This window comes from Burkholderiales bacterium (assembly GCA_036262035.1).
In the GTDB taxonomy this organism is placed as follows: Bacteria; Pseudomonadota; Gammaproteobacteria; order Burkholderiales; family SG8-41; genus JAQGMV01.
In genome coordinates, this window is record DATAJS010000010.1 from 252142 (window position 1) to 274180 (window position 22039).

The window sequence follows — 22039 nt, forward strand, 5'->3', positions numbered from 1 at the left end:
AGGGAAAAGGAATGGATACGCATGCACAGAACACCGGCACGGGGCTCGATCCCGAGCACCTCGCGCGCGCCGCGGCCGACGCCGACGCGATGCGCCGCGAGATCGGCAAGGCCGTCGTCGGACAGGAAGACGTGGTGCGGCAGGTGCTCGCCGGGCTCATCGCAGGCGGCCACGTGCTCATCGAAGGCGTGCCCGGGCTCGGCAAGACGCTGATCGTTCGCGCGCTCGCCAAGACGTTCAACGGCAGCTTCCGGCGCATCCAGTTCACCCCGGACCTGATGCCCGCCGACGTCTCCGGCCACACGCTCTACGACCCGTCGACGGGACAGTTCACGACCCGGCGCGGTCCGGTGTTCACGCACCTGCTGCTCGCCGACGAGATCAACCGCGCCCCGGCGAAGACGCAGGCCGCCTTGCTGGAAGTCATGCAGGAAGGGCAGGTCACGATCGAAGGCGAGTCGCTGAAGCTCGAGCCCCCGTTCATGGTGCTGGCGACCGAGAACCCGATCGAGCACGAAGGCACGTACGCGCTGCCCGAAGCGCAGCTCGACCGCTTCCTCCTGAAGATCCGCATCGACTACCCGTCGCTCGAAGAAGAGAAGCGGCTCGCGAAGCAGGTCACCCTTTCGAACGTCGGCGAGCAGCTCAACGTCGACGCGGTGGAGACGATCGTCACGCCCGAGGCGGTGGTCGACCTCCAGCGCGTCGCCGCGGCGCTCGCGCTCGACGACGCGGTCGTCGATTACGCGGTGCGCATCGTGCGCGCGACGCGCACCTGGAACGGCGTGTCCGCGGGTGCGGGCCCGCGCGGCTGCATCGCGCTCGTGCGCGCCGCTCGCGCGTCCGCGCTCATCGACGGTCGCGATCACGTCACACCCGACGACGTGAAGCATATGGCGCTGGCGTGCCTGCGCCATCGCGTGCGTCCTTCGCCCGAGCTCGAGATCGAAGGCCACGGCGCCGACACGATCCTCGCAGCGCTGCTGGACCGCGTCGACGCGCCGCGCGCTTGAAGCTGTCCGGCCTGATCCCCTCGCGCAGGCTGCTGGCGCTCGCCGCGCTCGCGCTCGGCGTCGCGATCGCAGAGCTCTTCCTGCCCGCGCTCGAATCGGCGTGGATCGCCGCGGCGGTCGTCGCGACCGCCGTCGCCGCGGTGGACGCGTGGATCGCGCTGGAGACGCAGCCGCTGACGGCGGAGCGCGCTACACCGGCGTCGCTCGCGCTCGGCGTCTGGCGCAGCGTGTCGTTGCGGGTGTGGAACCGCGCCGGCGCGGCGCGGCGGGTCGACGTCTTCGACCACCACCCGCCCGAGTGCGAGGTGCGCGGCATGCCGCAGTCGCTGACGATCGCCGCCCGCGGCTGGGCGCAGATCGATTACGAGGTGAAACCGGTGCGCCGCGGCGACGTCGTCTTCGGTCCGATCGAGATGCGCGTCGCGTCGCCCCTCGGCCTGTGGAGCTGCACGGTGCGCGAGCCCGCCGGCGCCACCGCACGCGTCTATCCGAACTTCTCCGCGCTGACGGGTTATGCGCTGCTCGCGACCGACCAGCGGCTGTCGCACATGGGGGTGCTGCAGCGCCAGCGGCGCGGCGAAGGCCTGGAGTTCCACCAGCTTCGCGAGTACCGCGAAGGCGACACCCAGCGCCAGGTCGACTGGAAAGCGACCTCGCGCGCGGGCAAGCTCATCTCGCGCGAGTATCAGGACGAGCGCGACCAGAACATCGTGTTCCTCATCGACTGCGGCCGCCGCCTGTCCGCGCGCGACGACGAGCTCACGCACTTCGATCACGTGCTGAACGCGGTGCTGCTGCTCGCGTACGTGAGCCTGCGCCAGGGCGACGCGGCGGGCTTCCTCACCATGAGCGGTCCGACGCGCTACATGGCCCCGCGCAAATCGGCGGCGACGGTCAACGCGATGCTGAACCAGCTCTACGATCTGCAGCCGACGCTGAAGACCTCGGACTATTACGCGGCGGCGGTGGACCTCATGCTGCGCGTGAGAAAGCGCGCGCTCGTGGTCGTCGTCTCCAATCTGCGCGACGAGGACGAGGACACGCTCGGCCCGGCGCTGAGGCTGCTCGGCAAGCGCCACCTCGTGCTCTTCGCGTCCTTGCGCGAAGCGATCCTGTCGCGGGCGATGAAGAGCCGCGTCGACACCTTCGACCGCGCGCTGACCTACGCCGCGACCGCCGAATACCTGCGGGCGCGCGAGCTCACCGCCGCGCGGCTGGAGCGCTACGGCGCGCAGTTCCTCGACGTCGAGCCCACCGAGCTGCCGCTGGCGCTGGTCAACCGCTACCTCGACATCAAGCGCGCGGGCCTGCTGTAGGCCCGGGGTCACTGCGGTTAGCGTGCCCGATCAGGCACTTGCAGCGGTTCACGGGCGGGCGTCATAATGACCCGCTACCCGAGCGAGCGCCGCCCCCGAATACTTCGGCGCCGCCTCGAAACCCAATAATCCTGCGCTACCAGAGGAGCCCCTCCATGAACATCATGGTCGAGAGCAAGAGCATCGCCAAAGCCGCCATCGCCGGCGGGAAGATCAAGATGACGCCGTCCGAGGCGTTCGTCGAGACGCTGGTCGCGCAGGGGGTGAAGGACACTTTCGGGATCGTGGGCTCGGCGTACATGGACGCGCACGACCTCTTTCCCCTCGCCGGCATCCGCTTCGTGTCGGTCGCCCACGAGCAGAACGCGGCGCACATGGCCGACGGCTATTCCCGGGTGACCGGCAAGCACGGCGTGTGCATCGCGCAGAACGGGCCCGGCATCACCAACTTCGTCACCGCGATCGCGGCCGCGTACTGGGCGCACTCGCCGGTCGTGGCGATCACGCCCGAGTCGGGCAGCATGAGCATGGGCCTCGGCGGCTTCCAGGAGACCGAGCAGCTCCCGATCTTCTCCAAGATCACCAAGTGGCAGGTGCAGGTCAACTCCCCGATGCGCATCGCGGAGCTGACCGGCCGTGCCTTCGACATCGCCATGAACGAGCGCGGCCCGGTGCAGGTGAACATCCCGCGCGATTACTTCTACGGCGAAGGCGATTTCCTGATCCCGCAGCCGCAGCGCGTCGAGCGCTCGGGCGGCGGTCCGGAGTCGCTCGATCAGGCGGCGCGCATGCTGGCGAAAGCGAAGTTTCCGGTGATCATCTCGGGCGGCGGCGTGGTGATGGCGGACGGCGTGGACGAGTGCATGGCGCTCGCGGAGTACCTCACCGCGCCGGTCGTGAATTCGTACCTGCACAACGATTCGTTCCCGGCGAAGCATGCGCTCGCCTGCGGGCCGCTCGGTTACCAGGGCTCGAAAGCGGCGATGAAGCTGATCAGCCGCGCGGACGTCGTGCTGGCGCTGGGCTCGCGCCTGGGACCTTTCGGTACGCTGCCGCAGCACGGCCTCGACTACTGGCCGGCCAACGCGAAGATCATCCAGGTCGATTCCGATCCGCGCATGCTGGGGCTGGTGAAGAAGATCTCGGTCGGCATCTGCGGCGATGCGAAGGCGGCGGCGGTCGAGTTGCTCAACCGCATCAAGGCGAACGGCAGGTTGACCCAGAACAAGACGCGCCTCGCCGACATCCAGAAAGAAAAAGCGGCGTGGAAGGAAGAGCTGGAGAACTGGCCGTCGCCCAACGAGAAAGGCCGCATCGGTCCGCGCCAGGCGCTCGCGGCGCTCGAGAAAGCGATGCCGAAGAACGCGATGGTGGCGACCGACATCGGCAACGTGTGCTCGGTGGCGAACAGCTATCTGAAGTTCGACACCTCGCCGTCGTTCCTCGCGGCGATGAGCTTCGGCAACTGCGGCTATTCGTATCCGGCGGCGATCGGCGCCAAAGTCGGCCGGCCGGACCGCCCGTCGATCGCCTACGTCGGCGACGGCGCGTGGGGCATGAGCATGAACGAAGTGATGACCTGCGTGCGCGAGAACATCCCCGCGATCGCGGTCGTGTTCAACAACGGCCAGTGGGGCGCGGAGAAGAAGAACCAGGTCGATTACTTCGAGAAGCGCTACCTCGGCACGAACCTCAAGAACCCCGACTTCGCCGAAGTCGCCGAAGCGATGGGCGCGCACGGCCTGACGGTCGAGCACGTCGACGAGATCGGCGACGCGCTGCGCGGCGCGGTCAAGTCGGGCAAGCCGACGGTCATCAACATGATGCTCACCCAGGAGCTCGGCGAGCCGTTCCGCCGCGACGCGTTCAAACAGCCGAAGCGGCTGCTGCCGAAGTACCGCAAGTTCTCGGCCAAGGAGTTTCGCTGATACGCAGGGTCTGACCCCGGGCTTTCGGGGTCAGACCCTGGTTTTCAAAGCAGATCAGGAACAAGGACGCTAAGGAAAAAGAAAGGGCGCCAAGCGGCATAGCGTGACGCTCGTGGTCGAGAAATTGACCGGGCGCGCCTGACGAATTCCTCTGCGTCCTCTGCGGTTAATACGCCCCTTTAGAAGGATTCTGGCGTACGCCAGGACGACCGCTATTCGTCATTCCCGACCGCGCGGCAGCGCGAAGCGATCGGGAATCCATTTTGACTTCGGGCCCTTAAAAATGGATTCCCGCCTGCGCGGGAATGACGATCGCGCGCACGCGTGCCGCTACGACGGATTTCGGTCATCCCGGATCGCGCGGCAGCACGATGTGATCCGGAATCCATTTTGACGCTACAGCGTCTTCTTCGCTTTAGCGATCGCCTGCTTCACGCGGCTGGGCGCGGTGCCGCCGATGTGGCTGCGCGCGCCCATGGAGCCTTCGAGCGTGAGGGCGTCGAACACGTCCTCGGCGATGAGCGGCGAGAACTGCTTCAGGTCGGGGAGCGCCAGCTCGGACAAATCCTTGCCGCGCGATTCGGCGTAGCGCACGGCTAACGCGACCGCTTCGTGCGCCTCGCGGAACGGCACGCCTTTCTTGACGAGGTAATCGGCGAGGTCGGTCGCGGTCGCGTAGCCCTGGCGCGCGGCTTCGCGCATCGCTTCGGGCTTCACCACGAGCCCGCCGAGCATCTCGGTGAAGACCGCGAGGCTCGTCGTCACCGTGTCGACGGTGTCGAAGAGCGGCTCCTTGTCTTCCTGGTTGTCCTTGTTGTACGCGAGCGGCTGGCCTTTCATCAGCGTGAGCAGCGCGACGAGGTGGCCGTTGACGCGGCCGGTCTTGCCGCGCACGAGCTCGGGCACGTCGGGGTTCTTCTTCTGCGGCATGATCGACGAGCCGGTGCAGAAGCGGTCGGCGAGATCGATGAAACCGAAGCGCGGGCTCATCCACAGGATGAGCTCCTCGCAGAAGCGCGAGAGGTGCGTCATCAGGATAGCCGAGCACGCGCAGAACTCGATCGCGAAGTCGCGATCGGAGACCGCGTCGAGTGAGTTCTCCGCGACGCCGTCGAAGCCGAGTGCCTTGGCGACCATCTGTCGATCGATCGGGAACGACGTGCCCGCGAGCGCCGCGGCGCCGAGCGGCAGCTTGTTGAGGCGCTTGCGTGCGTCGGTGAAGCGCTGTGAATCGCGCGCGAGCATCTCGAAATACGCGAGCAGGTGATGCGCGAACGACACCGGCTGCGCGACCTGCAGGTGCGTGAAGCCCGGCATGACGGTCTCGGTGTGCTTCTCGGCTACGCCGAGGATCGCGCGCTGCAAACCCTTGATCAGCGCGATGACGTCGTCGGTCGCGGCGCGCAGGAAGAGGCGCACGTCGGTCGCGACCTGGTCGTTGCGCGAGCGCGCGGTGTGCAGGCGCTTGCCCGCGTCGCCGACGAGCTCGGTGAGCCTGCGCTCGATGTTGAAGTGCACGTCCTCGAGATCGACCGACCACTCGAAAGCGCCGCTCTCGATGCTCGACCAGATCTGGGCGAGCCCCGCTTCGATCGCCGAGAGGTCTTCCGCCGACAGTATGCCCACCGCATGCAGCATGCGCGCGTGCGCCATCGAGCCTTCGATGTCGTAGCGGGCGAGACGCCGATCGAACTGAACCGAGGCGGTGAAGTGCTTGACCAGATCGGTGACGGGCTCGTCGAAGCGGCCCGACCACAGCTTCACGTTACGACCCGGCTTGGTGCGTTCTGCCATGTGTAGAGGAGGCCCTGCTAGAATCGGGTGACGCGGTGCGGCGGCACCGGCACTTTACGCGTGGAGAGCGACACGTTCGGCCGAACATGCGCGTTGCGCCTAGTATAAATCAAAACGCCTACACGAGCGCTTTGCCCAACTTCCGCAACCTGGGCATCCTGCTGCGCATACTCCTCGTCGTAAACATGTGCGGCATCGGCGCCGCCATCGTCGGCGCGCCGACGCTCGCCGAATCGTGGCAGCAGCTCCTCGCCATCTCCGCGGTATTGCAGCCGCTGCTCATCGTCGTGCTGCTCGCGCTCGTCTCGCTCGATCCGCTGCTGCGCCGGCTGCCGTATTACCTCGGCGCCATCGGCGTCGGCGCGATCGTCCTCGCCGCCGTGGCCGTCATCGACATGGTCGCGTACGGCCGCACGAACGAGGCCGCGATCGCCTTCGAGCGTCACGCGGTGCTCGCGCTGATCACCGTCGCGATGCTGCTGTCCTACTTCAACCTGCGCGGCCGCGCGCTGTCGCCGGCGCTCTCCGAGGCGCGCCTGCAGGCGCTGCAGGCGCGGATACGCCCGCACTTCCTCTACAACAGCATCAACGCGGTGCTCTCGCTGATCCGCCAGGAGCCGCGGCGCGCCGAGACCGCGCTCGAAGACCTCGCCGACCTCTTCCGCGTGGTCATGGGCGACAACCGCGAGCTCGCGCCGATCTCGCGCGAGGTCGAGCTCTGCCGGCAGTATCTCGGCCTCGAGCAGCTGCGCCTCGGCGATCGGCTGCGCGTGGTGTGGCGCGTCGACAAGATGCCGTCCGATGCGCTGATGCCGCCGCTCGTGCTGCAGCCGCTGCTCGAGAACGCGGTCTATCACGGCATCGAGCCGCGCGTGGAGCCCGGCGAGATCAGCATCGATATTTACAGCGCGCGCAACCAGGTTCACGCTGTCCTCAAGAACCCGTATGCGCACGAAGGCAACCATCACGGGGGCAACAAGATGGCGCTCAACAACATCCGCGAGCGATTGCAGCTGCACTTCGACGCCGAGGCGACGCTCGAGACGCGGGTCGGGGAGGACACCTACCAGGTGCACATCACCATGCCGTACCTGAAGTCGAAGCCCGCGTGAGCAGCGAGCCGCTGCGCCTCATCATCGTCGACGACGAAGCGCCGGCGCGGGCGCGGCTGCGCGACCTGCTCGCCGACTGCGCTTCGGAGATCGCGCTCGAAGTCGTGGGTGAAGCCGGCACCGCCCGCACCGCGCTCGACGTGCTCGCGGCGACCGGCGCCGACCTCATGCTGCTCGACATCCGCATGCCCGAGATCGACGGCATCGAGCTCGCGCAGCACCTGTCGAAGCTGCCCGAGCCGCCGGCGATCGTCTTCACGACAGCCTACGACGCCTATGCGATCCGCGCGTTCGAGGTGCACGCGGTCGATTACCTGCTGAAGCCGATACGCACCGCGCGCCTGCTCGAAGCGCTGAAGCGCGTCTCCTCCGCGCGCAGGCCGAGCACCGAGACCCTGCGCGAGATGAGCGAGAAGGCGCCGGCGTTCCTGTCGGCGCAGGAGCGCGGCCGCATCCACCTCATACCGGTCGACGAAGTGATCTATCTCAAGGCCGAGCTCAAGTACGTCACGGTGCGTACGAAAGAGCGCGAATACCTGATCGAGGACTCGCTCGCCCGGCTCGAGACCGAGTACCCAGAGCGCTTCGTGCGCGTGCACCGCAACTGCCTCATCGCGCGCGCCGCGATCCGCGGCTTCGAGCGCGGCGGCGGCGACGGCGAAGCGCAGTGGCTCGCGGTGCTGGACGGCATCGACGAGAAGCTCGCGGTGTCCCGACGTCAGCACCACATCGTGCGCGAGTTCAGCAAGCTTTAAAGCCAAAAGCAAAGCGTCAACACAGAGGGCACGGAGGAACACGGGGGACACGGAGGAAAACCACAAACGTCAAAATGTGCGTCGTCATTCCCGCGCCGGCGGGAAACCATCTTGATGTTCGAATCTCAAAAATGGATTCCCGACAGCTCCGCTACCGCGGTTCGGGAATGACGTTGATTGTTCCTCCGCGGCCCCGTGTCCTCCGTGTTGAGGCTGTGCTGCAGGGCGGTGGTAAAATTCAGTGACGTTTTCCCCGCAAATTTCAATGACCTCCACATCTTCCGCCCCGCTGCCGCGGCGCATCGTCATCGCGACGCGCGCGTCGGCGCTTGCAATGTGGCAGGCGCGCTACGTCGAGACGCGGATCAGGGCGCTCTATCCGGATATCGAGCTCGTGCTCGACGGCATGACGACCGAAGGCGACCGGCGGCTCGATACCTCGCTCGCGCGCATCGGCGGCAAGGGACTCTTCGTCAAGGAGCTCGAGGACGCGCTCGCGCGCGGCGACGCGGACCTCGCGGTGCACTCGATGAAGGACGTGCCGATGGCGCTGCAGCCCGGGCACGTGCTCGCGGCGATCGCCGAGCGGGCGGACCCGCGTGACGCGTTCGTCTCGATCCATTACGCCGACGTCGCCGCGCTCCCCCAAGGTGCGTGCGTCGGCACGTCCAGCCTGCGGCGCGAGAGCCAGCTTCGCGCGCGCCGGCCCGACCTCGTCGTCAAGCCGCTGCGCGGCAATGTGCCGACGCGGCTCCGCAAGCTCGACGAAGGCCAGTACGACGCGATCATCCTCGCTTGCGCAGGCCTGAAACGCCTCGGCCTCGCCGACCGCATCCGCTCGCTGATGCCGACCGACGAAAGCCTGCCCGCGGCGGGACAGGGCGCGGTAGGTATCGAGTGCCGCGCCGATCGCGAAGACCTGCGGCGGTTGCTCGCGCCGATCGACCACGAGGCGACCTCACTGTGCGTGCGCGCCGAGCGCGCGGTCGCACGCACCCTCGCGGGCTCGTGCACGGTGCCGCTCGCCGCCTATGGTGAGATCGCCGGCGGCACGATGCGCCTGCGCGGCTACGTCGGCGCGCCCGACGGCACACGCACCGCGCGCGCCGAGATCGAAGGCCCGGCGCACGAGGCCGAAGCGCTGGGTGTCGAGCTCGCCGGGAAGCTCGGGGCGGTCGGCGCGGGCGAGATCCTCGCCGCGCTCGAGCCTTGATCGACATGACCGCCCCCACCGACGTTCGGCGGGGCCTCGCCGGCCGCGGCGTGATCGTGACCCGCCCCGCCGGGCAGAGCGACGGCCTCGCGAAGTGCGTCGAGCGCGAAGGCGGCAAGGCGATCGTTTTCCCGGTGATCGCGATCGAGGACGTCGCGGACCGCGAGCGGCTCATGCGCATCGTCGATCGTCTCGACGATTTCGACCTCGCCATCTTCGTCAGTCCCAGCGCGGTCGCCAAAGCCATGGCGGCGATTACCGGGCGCCGCGCATTCCCTTCGAGCCTCACCGCCGCCGCGGTCGGTCCCGGCGGCGCGCGCGAGCTCAAGCGGCGGGGCATCGAGCGCGTGCTCGTGCCGCCCGCGCGCTTCGACAGCGAAGGCCTGCTCGACCTGCCGGAGCTCAGGCACGTGGCGGGCCGGCACGTCGTCATCTTCCGCGGCGAAGGCGGGCGCGCGCTCCTCGCCGAGACGCTCGCGCTGCGCGGCGCGCGCGTGACGTTTGCCGAATGTTACCGGCGCGTGAAACCGCAGGCGGACGTCGCGCCCCTCGTCGACGCGTGGGATCGCGGCGAGGTGCACGCGGTGATCGCGACGAGCAGCGAGGGCTTGCGCAACTTCCACGACATGCTCGGCGAAGCGGGGCGCGCGGCGCTCCGGCGCACGCCGGTGTTCGTCCCCCACCCGCGCATCAAGGACGCGGCGCACGCGCTCGGGATCGCGGAGGCCTTCGTCACCGCCGCCGGTGACGAGGCGATGGTCGCCGGCATCGTGAGCCACTTCGCGTGAGGTTGCCGCCGCTCGCGCCGTAGCCGCATACTGTCGGCCTGCACATGAACGACACACCAGTGAACGAGCCGTCGCCCGCGGTCCCTGCGGCGGTGCCCGTTCCCCAACCTCCGCCGGCCGCAGCGACTCCGCCCGCGCCGAGTCACGGCGCCGACCGCTTCATCGCCGCGACCGCTTTCGTCCTCTCGCTGCTCGCGCTGCTGCTGCTGGCCTGGCAGTGGTACGACAGCCGCAACACCGTCGAAGGGCTGCGCCAGGAGCTGGCGAAGAAGATCGCCGAAGCCGACGCGGTGAACAAGACGAGCAAGATGCTCGCGGACCAGGCGCGCGAGGCGAGCGCCGAGGCGCAGGTGAAGCTCGGGGTGCTCGAAGCGAAGCTCGCCGAGTCGCAGAGCCAGCAGATCGCGCTCGAGGCGCTGTATCAGGAGCTCTCGCGCAACCGCGACGAAGCGGCGCTCGCCGAGATCGAGCAGTCGCTGCTGCTCGCGAGCCAGCAGCTCCAGCTCGCGGGCAACGTCAAGTCCGCGCTGATCGCGCTCCAGAACGCGGACTCGCGCCTCCAGCGCCTGGAGCGGCCGCAGCTCACGCCGGTGCGTAAAGCTTTGAATCGCGACATCGAGCGCCTGAAGGCGCTGCCGTTCGTCGACACCGTCGGCATCGCGGTGCGCCTCGACAACGTCATCGCGGTGGTGGACGCCCTGCCGCTGTCCATGGAGATGAGGCCGCCCGATACCGCCGCCGCCGAAGCGCCGAAAGCGCCGCCCGCGAACGCGTGGCAGCGCTTCACGCGCGAGGCGTGGAACGAGCTGAAGCAGCTCGTGCGCGTGCAGAACATGGACCGGCCCGACGTGCCGCTGCTGCTGCCGTCGCAGAGCTATTACCTGCGCGAGAACCTGAAGCTGCGCCTCCTCGGCGCGCGGCTCGCGCTGCTCTCGCGCGACCAGACGAGCTTCAAGGCGGACCTCAACGCGTCGCGCGAATGGGTGACCAAGTACTACGACACGCGCGAGAAAGCGGTGTCGAACACGCTCTCGACGCTGCGCAACCTCTCGGAGAGCGACATCAACATCGAGATGCCCGACATCTCATCGACGCTCGACGCGGTGCGCCAGCTGCGGCTCGCGCGCGAGCGGCCGCTGAAATGACGCCGATCGCAATGCGATCGGCGTCATTGCGAGCCGCGCCGCGGCGAAGCAATCCCGGCGCGGCCGTAACCCGCGTAAGGGCTTCGTGACGCGCGCATGAAAACGCTCTTCACCATCATCGCCCTCTTCGCGATCGCCGTGGGGCTCGTCCTCGCGGCGCGCTACAACGACGGCTACGTGCTCGTCATGCTGCCGCCGTACCGGGTCGAGTTCTCGCTGAACTTCCTGCTCGTCCTGCTCGCGATCGCGTTCGTCCTGCTCTACAGCTTCGCCCGCCTCGTCACGACCGCGGTGCAGACGCCGGCGCGGGTGCGGCAGTACCGACTCGCGCGCCGCCGGGCGAGCGCTCAGGCGGCGCTGCTGACGGCGCTCGAAGCGTATTTCGAAGGCCGCTATGCGAAGGCCGAGCGCGCGGCGGCGCATTCGGCGGAGCTCGGCCAGAACAAGCGCCTGTCGCTGGTGGTCGCGGCGCGCGCGGCGCACGAGCTGCGCTCGTTCGACCGCCGCGACGCTTACCTGCGCGAGGCCGCGATCGAGGCGCCGGACGAAGACGCTTTGCGCATCGTCACCGAAGCCGAGCTGCTGCTCGAAGAACGGCGTGCACAGGAAGCGCTGGACGTGCTGAAGGGGCTGCCGCGCAAGCACACCGCGGCGCTCAAGCTCGAGCTCAAGGCGCAGCAGCAGACGCGGCGCTGGGAGGAAGTCGCGGCGCTCGCGAGCGAGCTCGAAAAGCGCAACGTCTTCGACGCCGACCAGGGCGCGAAGCTGCGCGTCACGGCGGTTGCGGAGAGCCTGAAGCGCAAGGCCCACGACGCGATCGCGCTCGACGAAGCCTGGAAGAAAGTGCCCGACGTGCAGAAGCGCGATGCGACGATCGCCGCGGCGGTCGCGCGGTGCTATATCGATCTAGGACGCGGTACGGATGCGCTGGCGGTGGTCGAGCAAAGCCTCGGTACCGCGTGGGACAGCCGGCTCGCCGCGCTCTACGCCGAGGCGATCGGCCGCGACCCGGTGCGGCAGCTCGAGCGCGCGGAGAAATGGCTCGAGGAGCACCGCAACGATTCACAGCTCCTGCTCGCGCTCGGCAAGCTTTGCGCACGCCAGTCGCTGTGGGGGAAAGCGGAGAGCTATCTCGAAGCGAGCGTCGCGGTCGAGCCGACCGTCGCGGGACACCTCGAGCTCGCGCGGCTGCAGGACAGACTCGGCAACGCCGACGCCGCGCGGCGGCATTATCGCGAAAGCCTCGAGCTCGCTCTGAAAGCGCTCAATCCGTAGGGTGCGCGCAAGCGCGCCGCGCCTTTAAAAGCAAAGCATTAACACGGAGGACACGGAGGAGAACAGACGCGACGGACGAACCGGCGTCATTCCCGCGAAGGCGGGAATCCATTTTGACGTGCAGGTTTGAAGATGGATTCCCGATCACTTCCGCTAGCGCGGGTCGGGAATGACGTTGTTTGTTTTCCCTCCGTGTCCTCCGTGTTCCTCCGTGTCGACGCTTTTGACGTTGACGTTTAAGGCTTCGGAGCGGCGGCGGGCGTGAACGCGTCGGAGAAGAACTCCGAATCCGGCAGCTTGCACGTCGCGGTGAATTCCTTGTGCGCCGACTCGACGACGATCGGCGCGCCGCACGCGTAGACCTGGTAGCCGGTCATGTCGGGGAAGTCTTCCATCACCGCGCGATGGACGAAGCCGCCGCGGCCGGTCCAGTTGTCTTCGGGCAGCGCGTCGGAGATCACCGGGATGTAGTTGATGCCGTGGTCGCGGACCCAGCTTTCGGCCAGCGCGTTCAGGTAGAGGTCCTGCGGCCGGCGCCCGCCCCAGTACAGCGTCATCGGACGGGTGACGCCTTTGTAGACCGCGTGCTGGATCATCGCCTTGATCGGTGCGAAGCCGGTGCCGCTCGCGACGAAGATGATCGGCTTGGCGCTCTCGTCGCGCAGGAAGAACGTCCCCAGCGGACCTTCGAAGCGCAGGATCTCCTTCTCCTTCATCGTGCCGAACACGTACTGGCTGAAAGGCCCGCCGTAGTTGCGCAGATGCAGCTCGAGGAAGCCGTCGTCCTCGGGCGAGTTGGCGAGCGACAGGCTGCGCCGCATGCCGCCGCGCATGAGGATGTCGATGTACTGTCCGGCGAGGAACTGCAGCCGCTCGTTCGCGGGCAGCTTCAACTGAAGCCGCATCACGTCGGGCGCGAGCTTCTCCAGCGCCTGCACGCGGCACGGCATCATGCGCACCTGGATGTCTTTCACCGCGCTGATCTCGCGGCATTCGATCACGAGGTCCGACAGCGGCTTCGCCTGGCAGAACAGCGCGTAGCCCTGCGCCTTCTCGCTGTCGGGCAGCGTGTCTTCCTGGTAGAGGCCGTAATCGACCGTGCCTTCGAGCACCTTGCCTTTGCACGTGCCGCACGCGCCGTTACGGCAGCTGTAGGCGAGCACGTAGCCTTCGCGCAGCGCCACTTCGAGGACGGTGTCGTCCGCGGGCATGTCGAAGGAATGGTTGCTGGGCTTGATCGTGACGCGGTAGGTCATGGCGGTTAAGACGCTGGAATGTCGATTGGATGCGGCCCGGCTGTCTTGCGTTTCCGGCGTAAAATCAACGCATGCACAGGCTCTTGATCATCGGCTGCGGGGACGTCGCGATGCGCATGATCCCGCTCGTGCGCGCGCGTTACGCGCTCTACGCCCTGGTGCGCGAGCGTGAACGTTTCGCGGAGCTGCGCGCGCTGGGATTGAAGCCCGTCTGGGGAGATCTCGACCGGCCGGATACTCTAGTCGCGCTTCCGGGTCTCGCGCACGACGTCGTACACTTCGCGCCGCCGCCGCAAACCGGCGTTCGCGACACGCGTACCGCGCATCTGATCGCCGCGCTTGCAAAGGGAAAAAGTCTACCACAGCAGCTCGTGTACATAAGCACGAGCGGCGTGTACGGCGATTGCGGCGGCGAGCTCGTGGACGAGACGCGCCCGCTCAGGCCGCAGACTGCCCGCGCTCAGCGCCGCGCCGACGCCGAGCGCCGTCTTCGCGCCTTCGGCGCGCGCAGCGGCGTGCGCGTGACGATCCTGCGCGTGCCGGGCATCTATGCCGCCGATCGCCTGCCGCTGTCTCGTCTTACGAAAGGCACGCCCGCGCTGCGCGAAGAGGACGACACCTACGTGAACCACGTGCATGCCGAGGACCTCGCGCGCATCGTGGTCGCGGCCCTGCACCGCGGGCACCCCAACCGCAGCTACAACGCCGCGGACGACGTGCCGCAGCGCATGGGCGATTACTTCGATCTCGTCGCCGACCGCTTCGGTCTGCCGCGGCCGCCGCGCATACCGCGCGAGGAAGCGCGCCGCACGATACCGCCGCAGCTCTATTCGTTCATGAGCGAATCGCGCCGTCTGTCGAACCATCGCCTGAAGCGCGAGCTGAAAGTGTCGCTGCGTTACCCGTCGGTGCACGAAGGCATCGCCGACGCACCAGGGAGCCGGTAGATGGAAGAGATCCACGACGTGCTGCTGGTCTTCACCAACGCGCCCGACCGCGACGTCGCCTCGCGCATCGCGCAGACGCTGGTCGAGAAACGCCTCGCCGCCTGCGTGAACCTCCTCGCGGGCTGCACCTCGGTGTACCGCTGGCAGGGCGAGATCGAGCGCGCGGAAGAGGTGCCGATGCTGATCAAGACCCGCGGCGCGCGCTTCCCCGAGGTCGAGGCGGCGATCCGCCACCTCCACCCTTACGAACTCCCGGAGATCATCGCGGTCCCAGTGACGCAAGGTCTCCCCGAGTACCTCGACTGGGTCACGAGCGAGACCGCCATCCCCATCGGCTGACCACTGACATGCTGCGCTTACTCGCTTTTCTCCTGGCCTTCGCCGCCGGCCACGCCGCCGCCGCGGTGTCGCCGCAGGATCTCCTCGAGCCCGACCAGGCGTTCCGCTTCTCGGCGCGCGCCGTGGCGAAGGACGCGATCGAGGTGCAGTGGCAGGTGGCCCCGGGCTATTACATGTACCGCGAGCGCATCAAGTTCGCGGCGCAGCCCGAGAACGTCGTGCTCGGCAGCCCCGACCTGCCGCCGGGCAAGCTCAAGAAGGACGAGTTCTTCGGCGAGACCCAGACCTACCGCGGCGAGGTGCGCGTGCGCGTGCCGGTGAAGGACGCGGCCGGGATCGACTCGATCACGCTGGTCGCGAACTCGCAGGGCTGCGCGGACTCGGGCGTGTGCTACGTCCCGCACGAGCAGAAAGCGCAGATCAATCTCGCGTCGCTGTCGTCTGCACCGCCGACGGGCGCGACCGGCGGCGGCTTCCCCGCCGGCGTGTTTTCGGGGCCCGCGACCACCGACAGCGGCGACGACACCGTCATCGCCCGGCTGTTCGAAGGCAGCGTCGCCGTGCTGCTGCTCGCGTTCTTCGCCGCGGGTCTCGGGCTGTCGTTCACGCCGTGCGTGCTGCCGATGATCCCCATCCTCTCGGGCATCATCGCGGGCGGCGCGCACGCGCACCCGACGCGGATCCACAGCTTCCTGCTGTCGGCGGCGTACGTGCTGGGCATGGCGATCACCTACGCGATCGCCGGCGTGCTCGCGGGCCTGTCGGGGGCGATGCTCTCGGCGGCGCTGCAGAACGCGTGGGTGCTCGGCGCCTTCGCGCTCGTCTTCGTGCTGCTCGCCGGATCGATGTTCGGTTTCTACGAGCTCCAGCTTCCCACGGCGATGCAGTCGAGCCTCTCCGGCGTCACCAACCGCCTGCCGGGCGGCCGTTTCCTCGGCGTCTTCGGCATGGGCGTGCTGTCCGCGCTCATCGTCGGGCCGTGCGTCGCGGCGCCGCTCGCGGCGGCGCTGCTCTACATCAGCCGGACCGGCGACGTCGTGCTCGGCGGCTCGGCGCTGTTCGTGATGGCGCTCGGCATGGGGGTTCCGCTCCTCGCCGTCGGGGCTTCCGCGGGTGCGCTGCTGCCGAAGGCCGGGGCGTGGATGGAAGCGGTGAAGAAGTTCTTCGGCGTCCTGCTCCTCGGACTGGCGATCTATCTGGTCTCCCCGGTGATCCCGGTCGCGGTGCAGATGCTGCTGTGGGCGGCGCTGCTCGCCATCACCGGCATTTACCTCAGGGCGCTCGATGCGCTGCCGACCACCGCGCGGCCGTTCGACCGCTTCGCCAAAGGGGTCGGGCTGCTCGTGCTCGTGACCGGTATCGCGTTCCTGATCGGCGCGCTGTCCGGCAGCCGCGACATTCTCCAGCCGCTGTCGGGCCTGCGCGGCGGCGGCGGACCGGCGGCGCAGGAAGCGCCGGTCGCGTTCCAGCGCATCGCTTCGACCGCCGACCTCGATCGCGTGGTGGCGGAGGCGGGCGGCAAGCCGGTGATGCTCGATTTCTATGCGGACTGGTGCGTGTCGTGCAAGGAGATGGAGCGCTATACCTTCACCGACCCGGCGGTGAAGCAGCGCCTGGACGGCATGATCACGGTGCAGGCGGACGTCACCGCGAACTCAGGCGATCACCAGAAGCTCCTCCAGCGCTTCAAGCTCTTCGGCCCGCCCGGCATCATCTTCTTCGGCCCCGACGGCCGCGAGCTGACCGGCGTGCGCGTCGTCGGCTTCCTGCCGGCGCCGAAGTTCACCGCGGTGCTCGATCGCGTGGTGAAGCAGGAACCGCAGGCCCGCCTGACGCCGTGATCGCCCGCAGAGAATGGCTCATCACGGCGGCGGTCGCCGTGGCCGCCGGCGCGGGCGGCTTCGCCGTCAACGCCTGGCGCACGACCCCGGTGCCGGCCGGCGACGCCGACAACGACGCGCTCCTCAAGCTCCAGCTTCCCGATCTCGATCAGCGTCCGCAGACCATCGGCGACTTCCGCGGCAAGGTCGTCGTCGTCAACTTCTGGGCGACGTGGTGCGCGCCATGCCGGGAGGAGATTCCGCTGTTCGTGAAGCTCCAGCGCCAGTACGCCGACCGCGGCCTGCAGTTCATCGGCATCGCCATCGATACGCCTGCGAAAGTGAAGCCTTTCGCCGCCGAATTCGCCATGAACTTCCCCGTTCTCATCGGCGGCGTCGATGTCATCGACCTCTCGCGCAAGCTCGGCAACCGGGCCGGCGTCCTGCCGTTCACCGTCGTGCTCGGGCGCGACGGGCGCATCAAGGCGTCCTCGGTGGGCGCCGCCAAAGCGGAGGAGTTCGAACCGCTGCTGACTTCGCTCTTGTAAGTCAATCCCTGCGAATTCCGGCAAATCGCTGGACAATTGCGGTCTATTTCTCCAAACTTCGCCCCCTGAAGCGACCCGGAGGGCCGATGGCGAAGAACATACTCGTGGTGAACGGCCCCAACCTGAACCTGCTGGGGACCCGGGAGCCCGACAAGTACGGCAGCACCACCCTTCCCGAGATCGAGCGCGAGCTGACCGACGCGGCGAAGGCCGCCGGGGCCAGGCTGGCGTTCTTCCAGAGCAACACCGAAGGCGAGATCGTCGACCGCATCCAGCGCGCCGCCGCGGAGGCCGTCGACTTCATCCTGATCAACCCGGCGGCGTACACCCATACCAGCGTCGCCATCCGCGACGCGCTGGCCGCCGTCCGGATTCCCTTCGTCGAGATACACCTGTCCAACGTGCACGCCCGCGAACCGTTCCGCCGGCACTCGTACTTCAGCGACCTGGCGGTCGGCGTGATCAGCGGGCTCGGCGCCCGCGGCTACGGCCTCGCGCTCGCGTACGCGCTGGATTACGCCCGCAAGGAGTGACATGGATTTACGCAAGCTCAAAACCCTGATCGACCTCGTGCAGCAGTCGGGCATCGCCGAGCTCGAGATCACCGAAGGCGAGGAGAAGGTGCGCATCAGCCGCGGCGTTCCCGGCGCAGCGCAGGCTGTCCCGCAGCCGGCCGCGGTCTACATGGCGCCGCCGCCCGCCGCGCCGCCCGCCGCCGGCGGCGAGCCTTCCGCGGCTGCGGCCCCGGCCGAGGCCCCGCGCGAGCCCGAAGGCCACGTCATCAAGTCGCCGATGGTCGGCACCTTCTACCGCCAGTCCGCGCCCGGCGCGAAGCCTTTCGTGGAGGTCGGCCAGGCGGTGAAGACCGGCGAGACCGTCTGCATCGTCGAAGCCATGAAGCTCCTGAACGAGATCGAAGCCGACCGCGACGGCGTCATCAAGGAGATCCTTGTCGAGAACGGCCAGCCGGTGGAGTACGGCCAGCCGCTCTTCGTCCTCGCCTGATCCGTCCATGTTCGAAAAGATCCTCATCGCCAACCGCGGCGAGATCGCGCTGCGCATCCAGCGCGCATGCCGCGAGCTCGGCATCAAGACCGTCGTCGTGCACTCCGAGGCCGACGCCGAAGCCAAGTACGTGAAGCTCGCCGACGAGTCGGTGTGCATCGGGCCGCCGGCCTCCTCCGCGAGCTATCTCAACGTTCCCGCGATCATCAGCGCGGCGGAGGTCACCGACGCCGAGGCGATCCATCCCGGCTACGGCTTCCTCTCCGAGAACGCCGACTTCGCCGAGCGCGTCGAGCAGAGCGGCTTCGTCTTCATCGGACCGCGCCCCGAGACGATCCGCATGATGGGCGACAAGGTCAGCGCCAAGAACGCCATGAAGAAAGCGGGCGTTCCGGTCGTCCCCGGCATCGACAACACGCTGCCCGAAGATCCCAAGGAAGTGATCCGGATCGCGCGCGAGATCGGCTACCCGGTGATCGTGAAAGCGGCGGGCGGCGGCGGCGGCCGCGGCATGCGCGTCGTGCACACCGAGGCGGCGCTGCTCAACGCGGTCGCGACGACGCGCGCCGAAGCGGGCGCGGCGTTCAACAATCCGAACGTCTATATCGAGAAATACCTCGAGAAGCCGCGCCACATCGAAGTGCAGGTGCTCGCCGACAAGCACAAGAACGCGCTCTATCTCGGCGACCGTGACTGCTCGATGCAGCGCCGCCACCAGAAGGTGATCGAGGAGGCGCCCGCGCCCCACGTCACGCCTCGCGCGCGCGTGAGGATCGGCGAGCGCTGCGCCGAAGCGTGCCGCAAGATCGGCTACGTCGGCGCGGGCACGTTCGAGTTCCTGTACGAGAACGGCGAGTTCTACTTCATCGAGATGAACACGCGCGTGCAGGTCGAGCACCCGGTGACCGAGATGATCACCGGCATCGACATCGTGCAGCAGCAGATCCGCATCGCGTGCGGCGAGAAGCTCCCGATCAAGCAGCGCGACGTGCTGTGCAAGGGCCACGCGATCGAGTGCCGCATCAACGCCGAAGACCCTTACAAGTTCATCCCGTCGCCCGGGCGGATCACGTCGCTGCACATGCCCGGCGGCCCCGGCGTCCGAGTCGACTCGCACGCCTACAACGGCTACTTCGTGCCGCCCAACTACGACTCGCTGATCGGCAAGATCATCGCCTACGGCGACACCCGCGAGCAGGCCCTCGCGCGCCTCAACATCGCGCTCTCCGAGACGGTCATCGAAGGCATCAAGACCAACATACCGCTGCACCTCGACCTCATACACGACGGGGCGTTCGTGCGCGGCGGCACGTCGATCCACTATCTCGAAGAGAAGCTGGCGAAGCTGGCTTCCAAAAAGTGAAAAGTGAAAAGTGAAACGTGAAACGTGAAACGTCGAACGGCAGCGCGGCTACCTAGCGTTTCACGTTTCACATTTCACTTTTCACCTCTCAAATGCCCTGGCTATCCGCGACCTTCGTCGTCGACTCAAACGCCGCCGAGCTTCTGTCCGACGCCCTGCTGGGCGTCGGTGCCCTGAGCGTCGACCTCGGTGACGCCGATGCGGGCACCGCATTCGAGCGGCCGATCTTCGACGAGCCCGACGGCGCGCCGGCGGGGCAGTGGCTGCACGCGCGGATGTCGGCGCTGTTCGACGTCGATGCCGACGTGCCGGCGCTGATGGCGCGAGCGTTCGAAGAAGCGCAGGTGCCGGCGACGACGGCGTACGAAGTCGCGCGCGTCGAGGACGAGGACTGGGTGAGGAAGACCCAGTCGCAGTTCACGCCGCAGCACGTGACCGACCGGCTGTGGATCGTGCCGACGTGGCACGAGCCGCCCGACCCGGCCGCGATCAACATCGTCCTCGATCCCGGCCTCGCGTTCGGCACCGGCACCCATCCCACCACGCGGCTCTGCCTGCGCTGGCTCGACGCGAAGATCGCCGGCGGGGAATCGGTGGTCGACTTCGGCTGCGGCTCGGGCATCCTGGCGATTGCCGCATTGAAGCTCGGGGCGGGCAGCGCCTCCGGCGTCGACATCGATCCGCAGGCGGTCACCGCCGCCGACCGCAACGCGCGGCAAAACCAGGTCGGCGCGACTTTCGTCACCGCCGCCGGGCAGCTGCAGGCCGGCCGCATCGTGGTCGCGAACATCCTCGCCAAGCCGTTGATCGTGCTGGCCCCTCTGATCGCCGATCTCACGCTGCCCGGCGGAGCGCTCGCGCTGTCGGGCATCCTCGCCGAGCAGGCGGACGAAGTGCGGGAGGCCTACCGCGCGTGGTACGATTTCGAGCCTGCCCAAGAGGAAGCCGGCTGGGTGCTGCTCACCGCGACCCGCCGCTGACCGTCCCGTCGATGCCCGAACGATCGAACCCGCACGCGCGGCGCAAGCCATGAGCCTCGTCACGCGCTGCCCGCGCTGCAGGACGCTGTTCCGCGTCACGCCCAACCAGCTCCAGGCCCGTTCCGGCCGGGTGCGGTGCGGGCGCTGCACGACGGCGTTCGACGCGTACGACGCGCTGGCGGCGGAGACGACCAATATCCTGCCGCCGCCGCGGGCGGAGGAGGCGGTCGCGGCCGAGGTCGACGCGACGGCGTTGAAAATGGATTCCCGCCTTCGCGGGAATGACGACGCCCGCCTTCGCGGGAATGACCGCGTACCGCAGATCGCAACCGCGGCGGCCGTGGCGCCCACCGCGCCGATCGTCGAACCCGAGCCGCCGAAGACCGCCGCGGCCGAGACCGCCTACGCGCCGCAACCCGTGCCCGCACCGGTGGCCGCTGCGGCCGCCCCGCAGCCGATAGCCGCGCCGGCGCCCGAGGAAGACGAAGCCGAGGAACGTTCGCGTTTCGGCGAGATCTTCACCCACCCCACGCCGCAGCAGCGCTGGCGCGCGGGCGCGGCGGTGCTGGCGGTGCTCCTCGTGCTGCAGCTCGCCTATGCCTATCGCAGCGAGATCGTCGCGCGCTCGCCGATGCTGCGCTCGGCGACGGCCGGCGTCTGCGAGCACCTCGGCTGCAGCGTGCCGCTGCCGCAGCGTCCGGAGCTCGTCAGGATCGAAGCGTCCGACGTGCACATGGTCGACGCCGCGCGGCCGCAGCTCATCCAGCTCACCGCGACCCTGCGCAGCTACGCGGGTTACGATCTCGCGTACCCCGCGCTCGATCTCGTGCTGACGAACGCGAACGAGCACGCGCTCGCGCGCCGCATCTTCACGCCCGACGAATACCTCGACGCCACGCGCGACCCCGACGCGGGCATACCCGCCAACGCCGAGATCACCGTCGCGCTCGATCTCGACACCGGCAATCTCAACGCCGCCGGTTTCCGTCTCGACCTGCTCGCGGCGCCGCCGCGCTGAACCCATGACCACACCGACAGAGCTCAAGTACACCGACCAGCATGCATGGCTGCGCACCGAAGCCGACGGCACGTATACCGTCGGCATCACCGATCACGCGCAGGAAGCGCTCGGGGACGTGGTGTTCGTGCAGAATCCCGCGGTCGGCCGCAAGGTGACCAAAGGCGAGGAGGTCGGCGTCATCGAGTCGGTCAAGGCCGCCGCCGATATCTACGCCCCGCTCTCGGGCGAGATCGTCGCGGTCAACGAGGCGCTCGACGATGCGCCCGAGAAGCTCAACGAGGATTCGTATGCGGCATGGATGTTCCGCATCCGCGCCGATGACGCATCGGAGCTCGCGACCCTCATCGACGCGGCGGCGTACCAGAAAATCGCCGACGCCGATCAGCCGTAAACTAGATCCCACTTCCCAAAGGAGAATGCG

The 22039-nt window shown here is 68.1% G+C and carries 21 protein-coding genes; 19 read left to right on the plus strand and 2 right to left on the minus strand.

What is annotated here, in order from left to right; translation table 11 throughout:
- Positions 1-11: 11 nt before the first annotated feature.
- The 3 genes from VHP37_09160 (at position 12) to xsc (ending at position 4257) form a co-directional block, all read left to right on the plus strand.
- Positions 12-1013: a MoxR family ATPase gene (locus VHP37_09160; protein ID HEX2826500.1), complete on the plus strand. Its 1002-nt coding sequence runs from the start codon at positions 12-14 to the stop codon at positions 1011-1013.
- A complete protein-coding gene (locus VHP37_09165) occupies positions 1010-2329 on the plus strand; it encodes a DUF58 domain-containing protein (protein ID HEX2826501.1) in 1320 nt (439 codons plus the stop codon). The genes VHP37_09160 and VHP37_09165 overlap by 4 nt, the downstream gene beginning before the upstream one ends.
- A gap of 164 nt (positions 2330-2493) precedes the next feature.
- A complete protein-coding gene (xsc, locus tag VHP37_09170) occupies positions 2494-4257 on the plus strand; it encodes a sulfoacetaldehyde acetyltransferase (GenBank protein HEX2826502.1) in 1764 nt (587 codons plus the stop codon).
- Positions 4258-4653: 396 nt separating this feature from the next.
- Here the strand turns inward: xsc and argH are convergent, their stop codons facing one another.
- Entirely contained in the window at positions 4654-6051 is a 1398-nt protein-coding gene (gene argH, locus VHP37_09175; GenBank protein ID HEX2826503.1) for an argininosuccinate lyase, read from the minus strand.
- A 131-nt stretch (positions 6052-6182) separates the two neighbouring features.
- On the opposite strand from argH, the gene VHP37_09180 reads away from it, so the two are divergent.
- From VHP37_09180 to VHP37_09205, 6 genes are all read left to right on the plus strand, one after another.
- Positions 6183-7163: a histidine kinase gene (locus tag VHP37_09180; GenBank protein ID HEX2826504.1), complete on the plus strand. Its 981-nt coding sequence runs from the start codon at positions 6183-6185 to the stop codon at positions 7161-7163.
- On the plus strand, positions 7160-7918 hold the full coding sequence (locus VHP37_09185; GenBank protein HEX2826505.1) for a LytTR family DNA-binding domain-containing protein: 759 nt from the start codon (positions 7160-7162) through the stop codon (positions 7916-7918). Before VHP37_09180 ends, VHP37_09185 begins: the two co-directional genes overlap by 4 nt.
- Before the next feature lie 265 nt (positions 7919-8183).
- Complete coding sequence (hemC, locus tag VHP37_09190) at positions 8184-9131, plus strand: hydroxymethylbilane synthase (GenBank protein HEX2826506.1); 948 nt, start codon at positions 8184-8186, stop codon at positions 9129-9131.
- Between the two features lie 5 nt (positions 9132-9136).
- Positions 9137-9919, plus strand: coding sequence for a uroporphyrinogen-III synthase (locus VHP37_09195; GenBank protein HEX2826507.1), 783 nt, complete (start codon positions 9137-9139; stop codon positions 9917-9919).
- Positions 9920-9963: 44 nt separating this feature from the next.
- On the plus strand, positions 9964-11064 hold the full coding sequence (locus VHP37_09200) for a uroporphyrinogen-III C-methyltransferase (protein ID HEX2826508.1): 1101 nt from the start codon (positions 9964-9966) through the stop codon (positions 11062-11064).
- Between the two features lie 96 nt (positions 11065-11160).
- On the plus strand, positions 11161-12339 hold the full coding sequence (locus VHP37_09205) for a heme biosynthesis HemY N-terminal domain-containing protein (GenBank protein ID HEX2826509.1): 1179 nt from the start codon (positions 11161-11163) through the stop codon (positions 12337-12339).
- A 236-nt stretch (positions 12340-12575) separates the two neighbouring features.
- Here the strand turns inward: VHP37_09205 and VHP37_09210 are convergent, their stop codons facing one another.
- A complete protein-coding gene (locus VHP37_09210) occupies positions 12576-13595 on the minus strand; it encodes a CDP-6-deoxy-delta-3,4-glucoseen reductase (protein HEX2826510.1) in 1020 nt (339 codons plus the stop codon).
- A 71-nt stretch (positions 13596-13666) separates the two neighbouring features.
- On the opposite strand from VHP37_09210, the gene VHP37_09215 reads away from it, so the two are divergent.
- The 10 genes from VHP37_09215 to gcvH all read left to right on the plus strand — a co-directional run bounded on the left by VHP37_09215 (position 13667) and on the right by gcvH (position 22009).
- On the plus strand, positions 13667-14542 hold the full coding sequence (locus VHP37_09215) for an SDR family oxidoreductase (protein ID HEX2826511.1): 876 nt from the start codon (positions 13667-13669) through the stop codon (positions 14540-14542).
- Positions 14543-14881: a divalent-cation tolerance protein CutA gene (cutA, locus tag VHP37_09220; GenBank protein ID HEX2826512.1), complete on the plus strand. Its 339-nt coding sequence runs from the start codon at positions 14543-14545 to the stop codon at positions 14879-14881. It abuts the gene before it with no gap.
- Between the two features lie 8 nt (positions 14882-14889).
- A complete protein-coding gene (gene dsbD / locus VHP37_09225) occupies positions 14890-16722 on the plus strand; it encodes a protein-disulfide reductase DsbD (protein ID HEX2826513.1) in 1833 nt (610 codons plus the stop codon).
- Positions 16719-17249 carry a TlpA disulfide reductase family protein gene (locus VHP37_09230; protein HEX2826514.1) on the plus strand — a complete coding sequence of 177 codons (531 nt, stop codon included), beginning with the start codon at positions 16719-16721 and terminating at the stop codon, positions 17247-17249. Before dsbD ends, VHP37_09230 begins: the two co-directional genes overlap by 4 nt.
- An 86-nt stretch (positions 17250-17335) precedes the next feature.
- Positions 17336-17782 (plus strand): type II 3-dehydroquinate dehydratase, encoded by a 447-nt coding sequence (gene aroQ, locus VHP37_09235; protein ID HEX2826515.1) that lies wholly within the window; start codon positions 17336-17338, stop codon positions 17780-17782.
- 1 nt (position 17783) lies between these two features.
- Positions 17784-18254: an acetyl-CoA carboxylase biotin carboxyl carrier protein gene (accB, locus tag VHP37_09240; protein ID HEX2826516.1), complete on the plus strand. Its 471-nt coding sequence runs from the start codon at positions 17784-17786 to the stop codon at positions 18252-18254.
- A gap of 7 nt (positions 18255-18261) precedes the next feature.
- Positions 18262-19617 (plus strand): acetyl-CoA carboxylase biotin carboxylase subunit, encoded by a 1356-nt coding sequence (gene accC / locus VHP37_09245; protein HEX2826517.1) that lies wholly within the window; start codon positions 18262-18264, stop codon positions 19615-19617.
- Positions 19618-19709: 92 nt separating this feature from the next.
- Positions 19710-20597 carry a 50S ribosomal protein L11 methyltransferase gene (gene prmA, locus VHP37_09250; GenBank protein ID HEX2826518.1) on the plus strand — a complete coding sequence of 296 codons (888 nt, stop codon included), beginning with the start codon at positions 19710-19712 and terminating at the stop codon, positions 20595-20597.
- Positions 20598-20646: 49 nt separating this feature from the next.
- Positions 20647-21615 (plus strand): zinc-ribbon and DUF3426 domain-containing protein, encoded by a 969-nt coding sequence (locus VHP37_09255; GenBank protein ID HEX2826519.1) that lies wholly within the window; start codon positions 20647-20649, stop codon positions 21613-21615.
- Positions 21616-21619: 4 nt separating this feature from the next.
- Entirely contained in the window at positions 21620-22009 is a 390-nt protein-coding gene (gene gcvH, locus VHP37_09260) for a glycine cleavage system protein GcvH (protein ID HEX2826520.1), read from the plus strand.
- Positions 22010-22039: the final 30 nt, after the last annotated feature.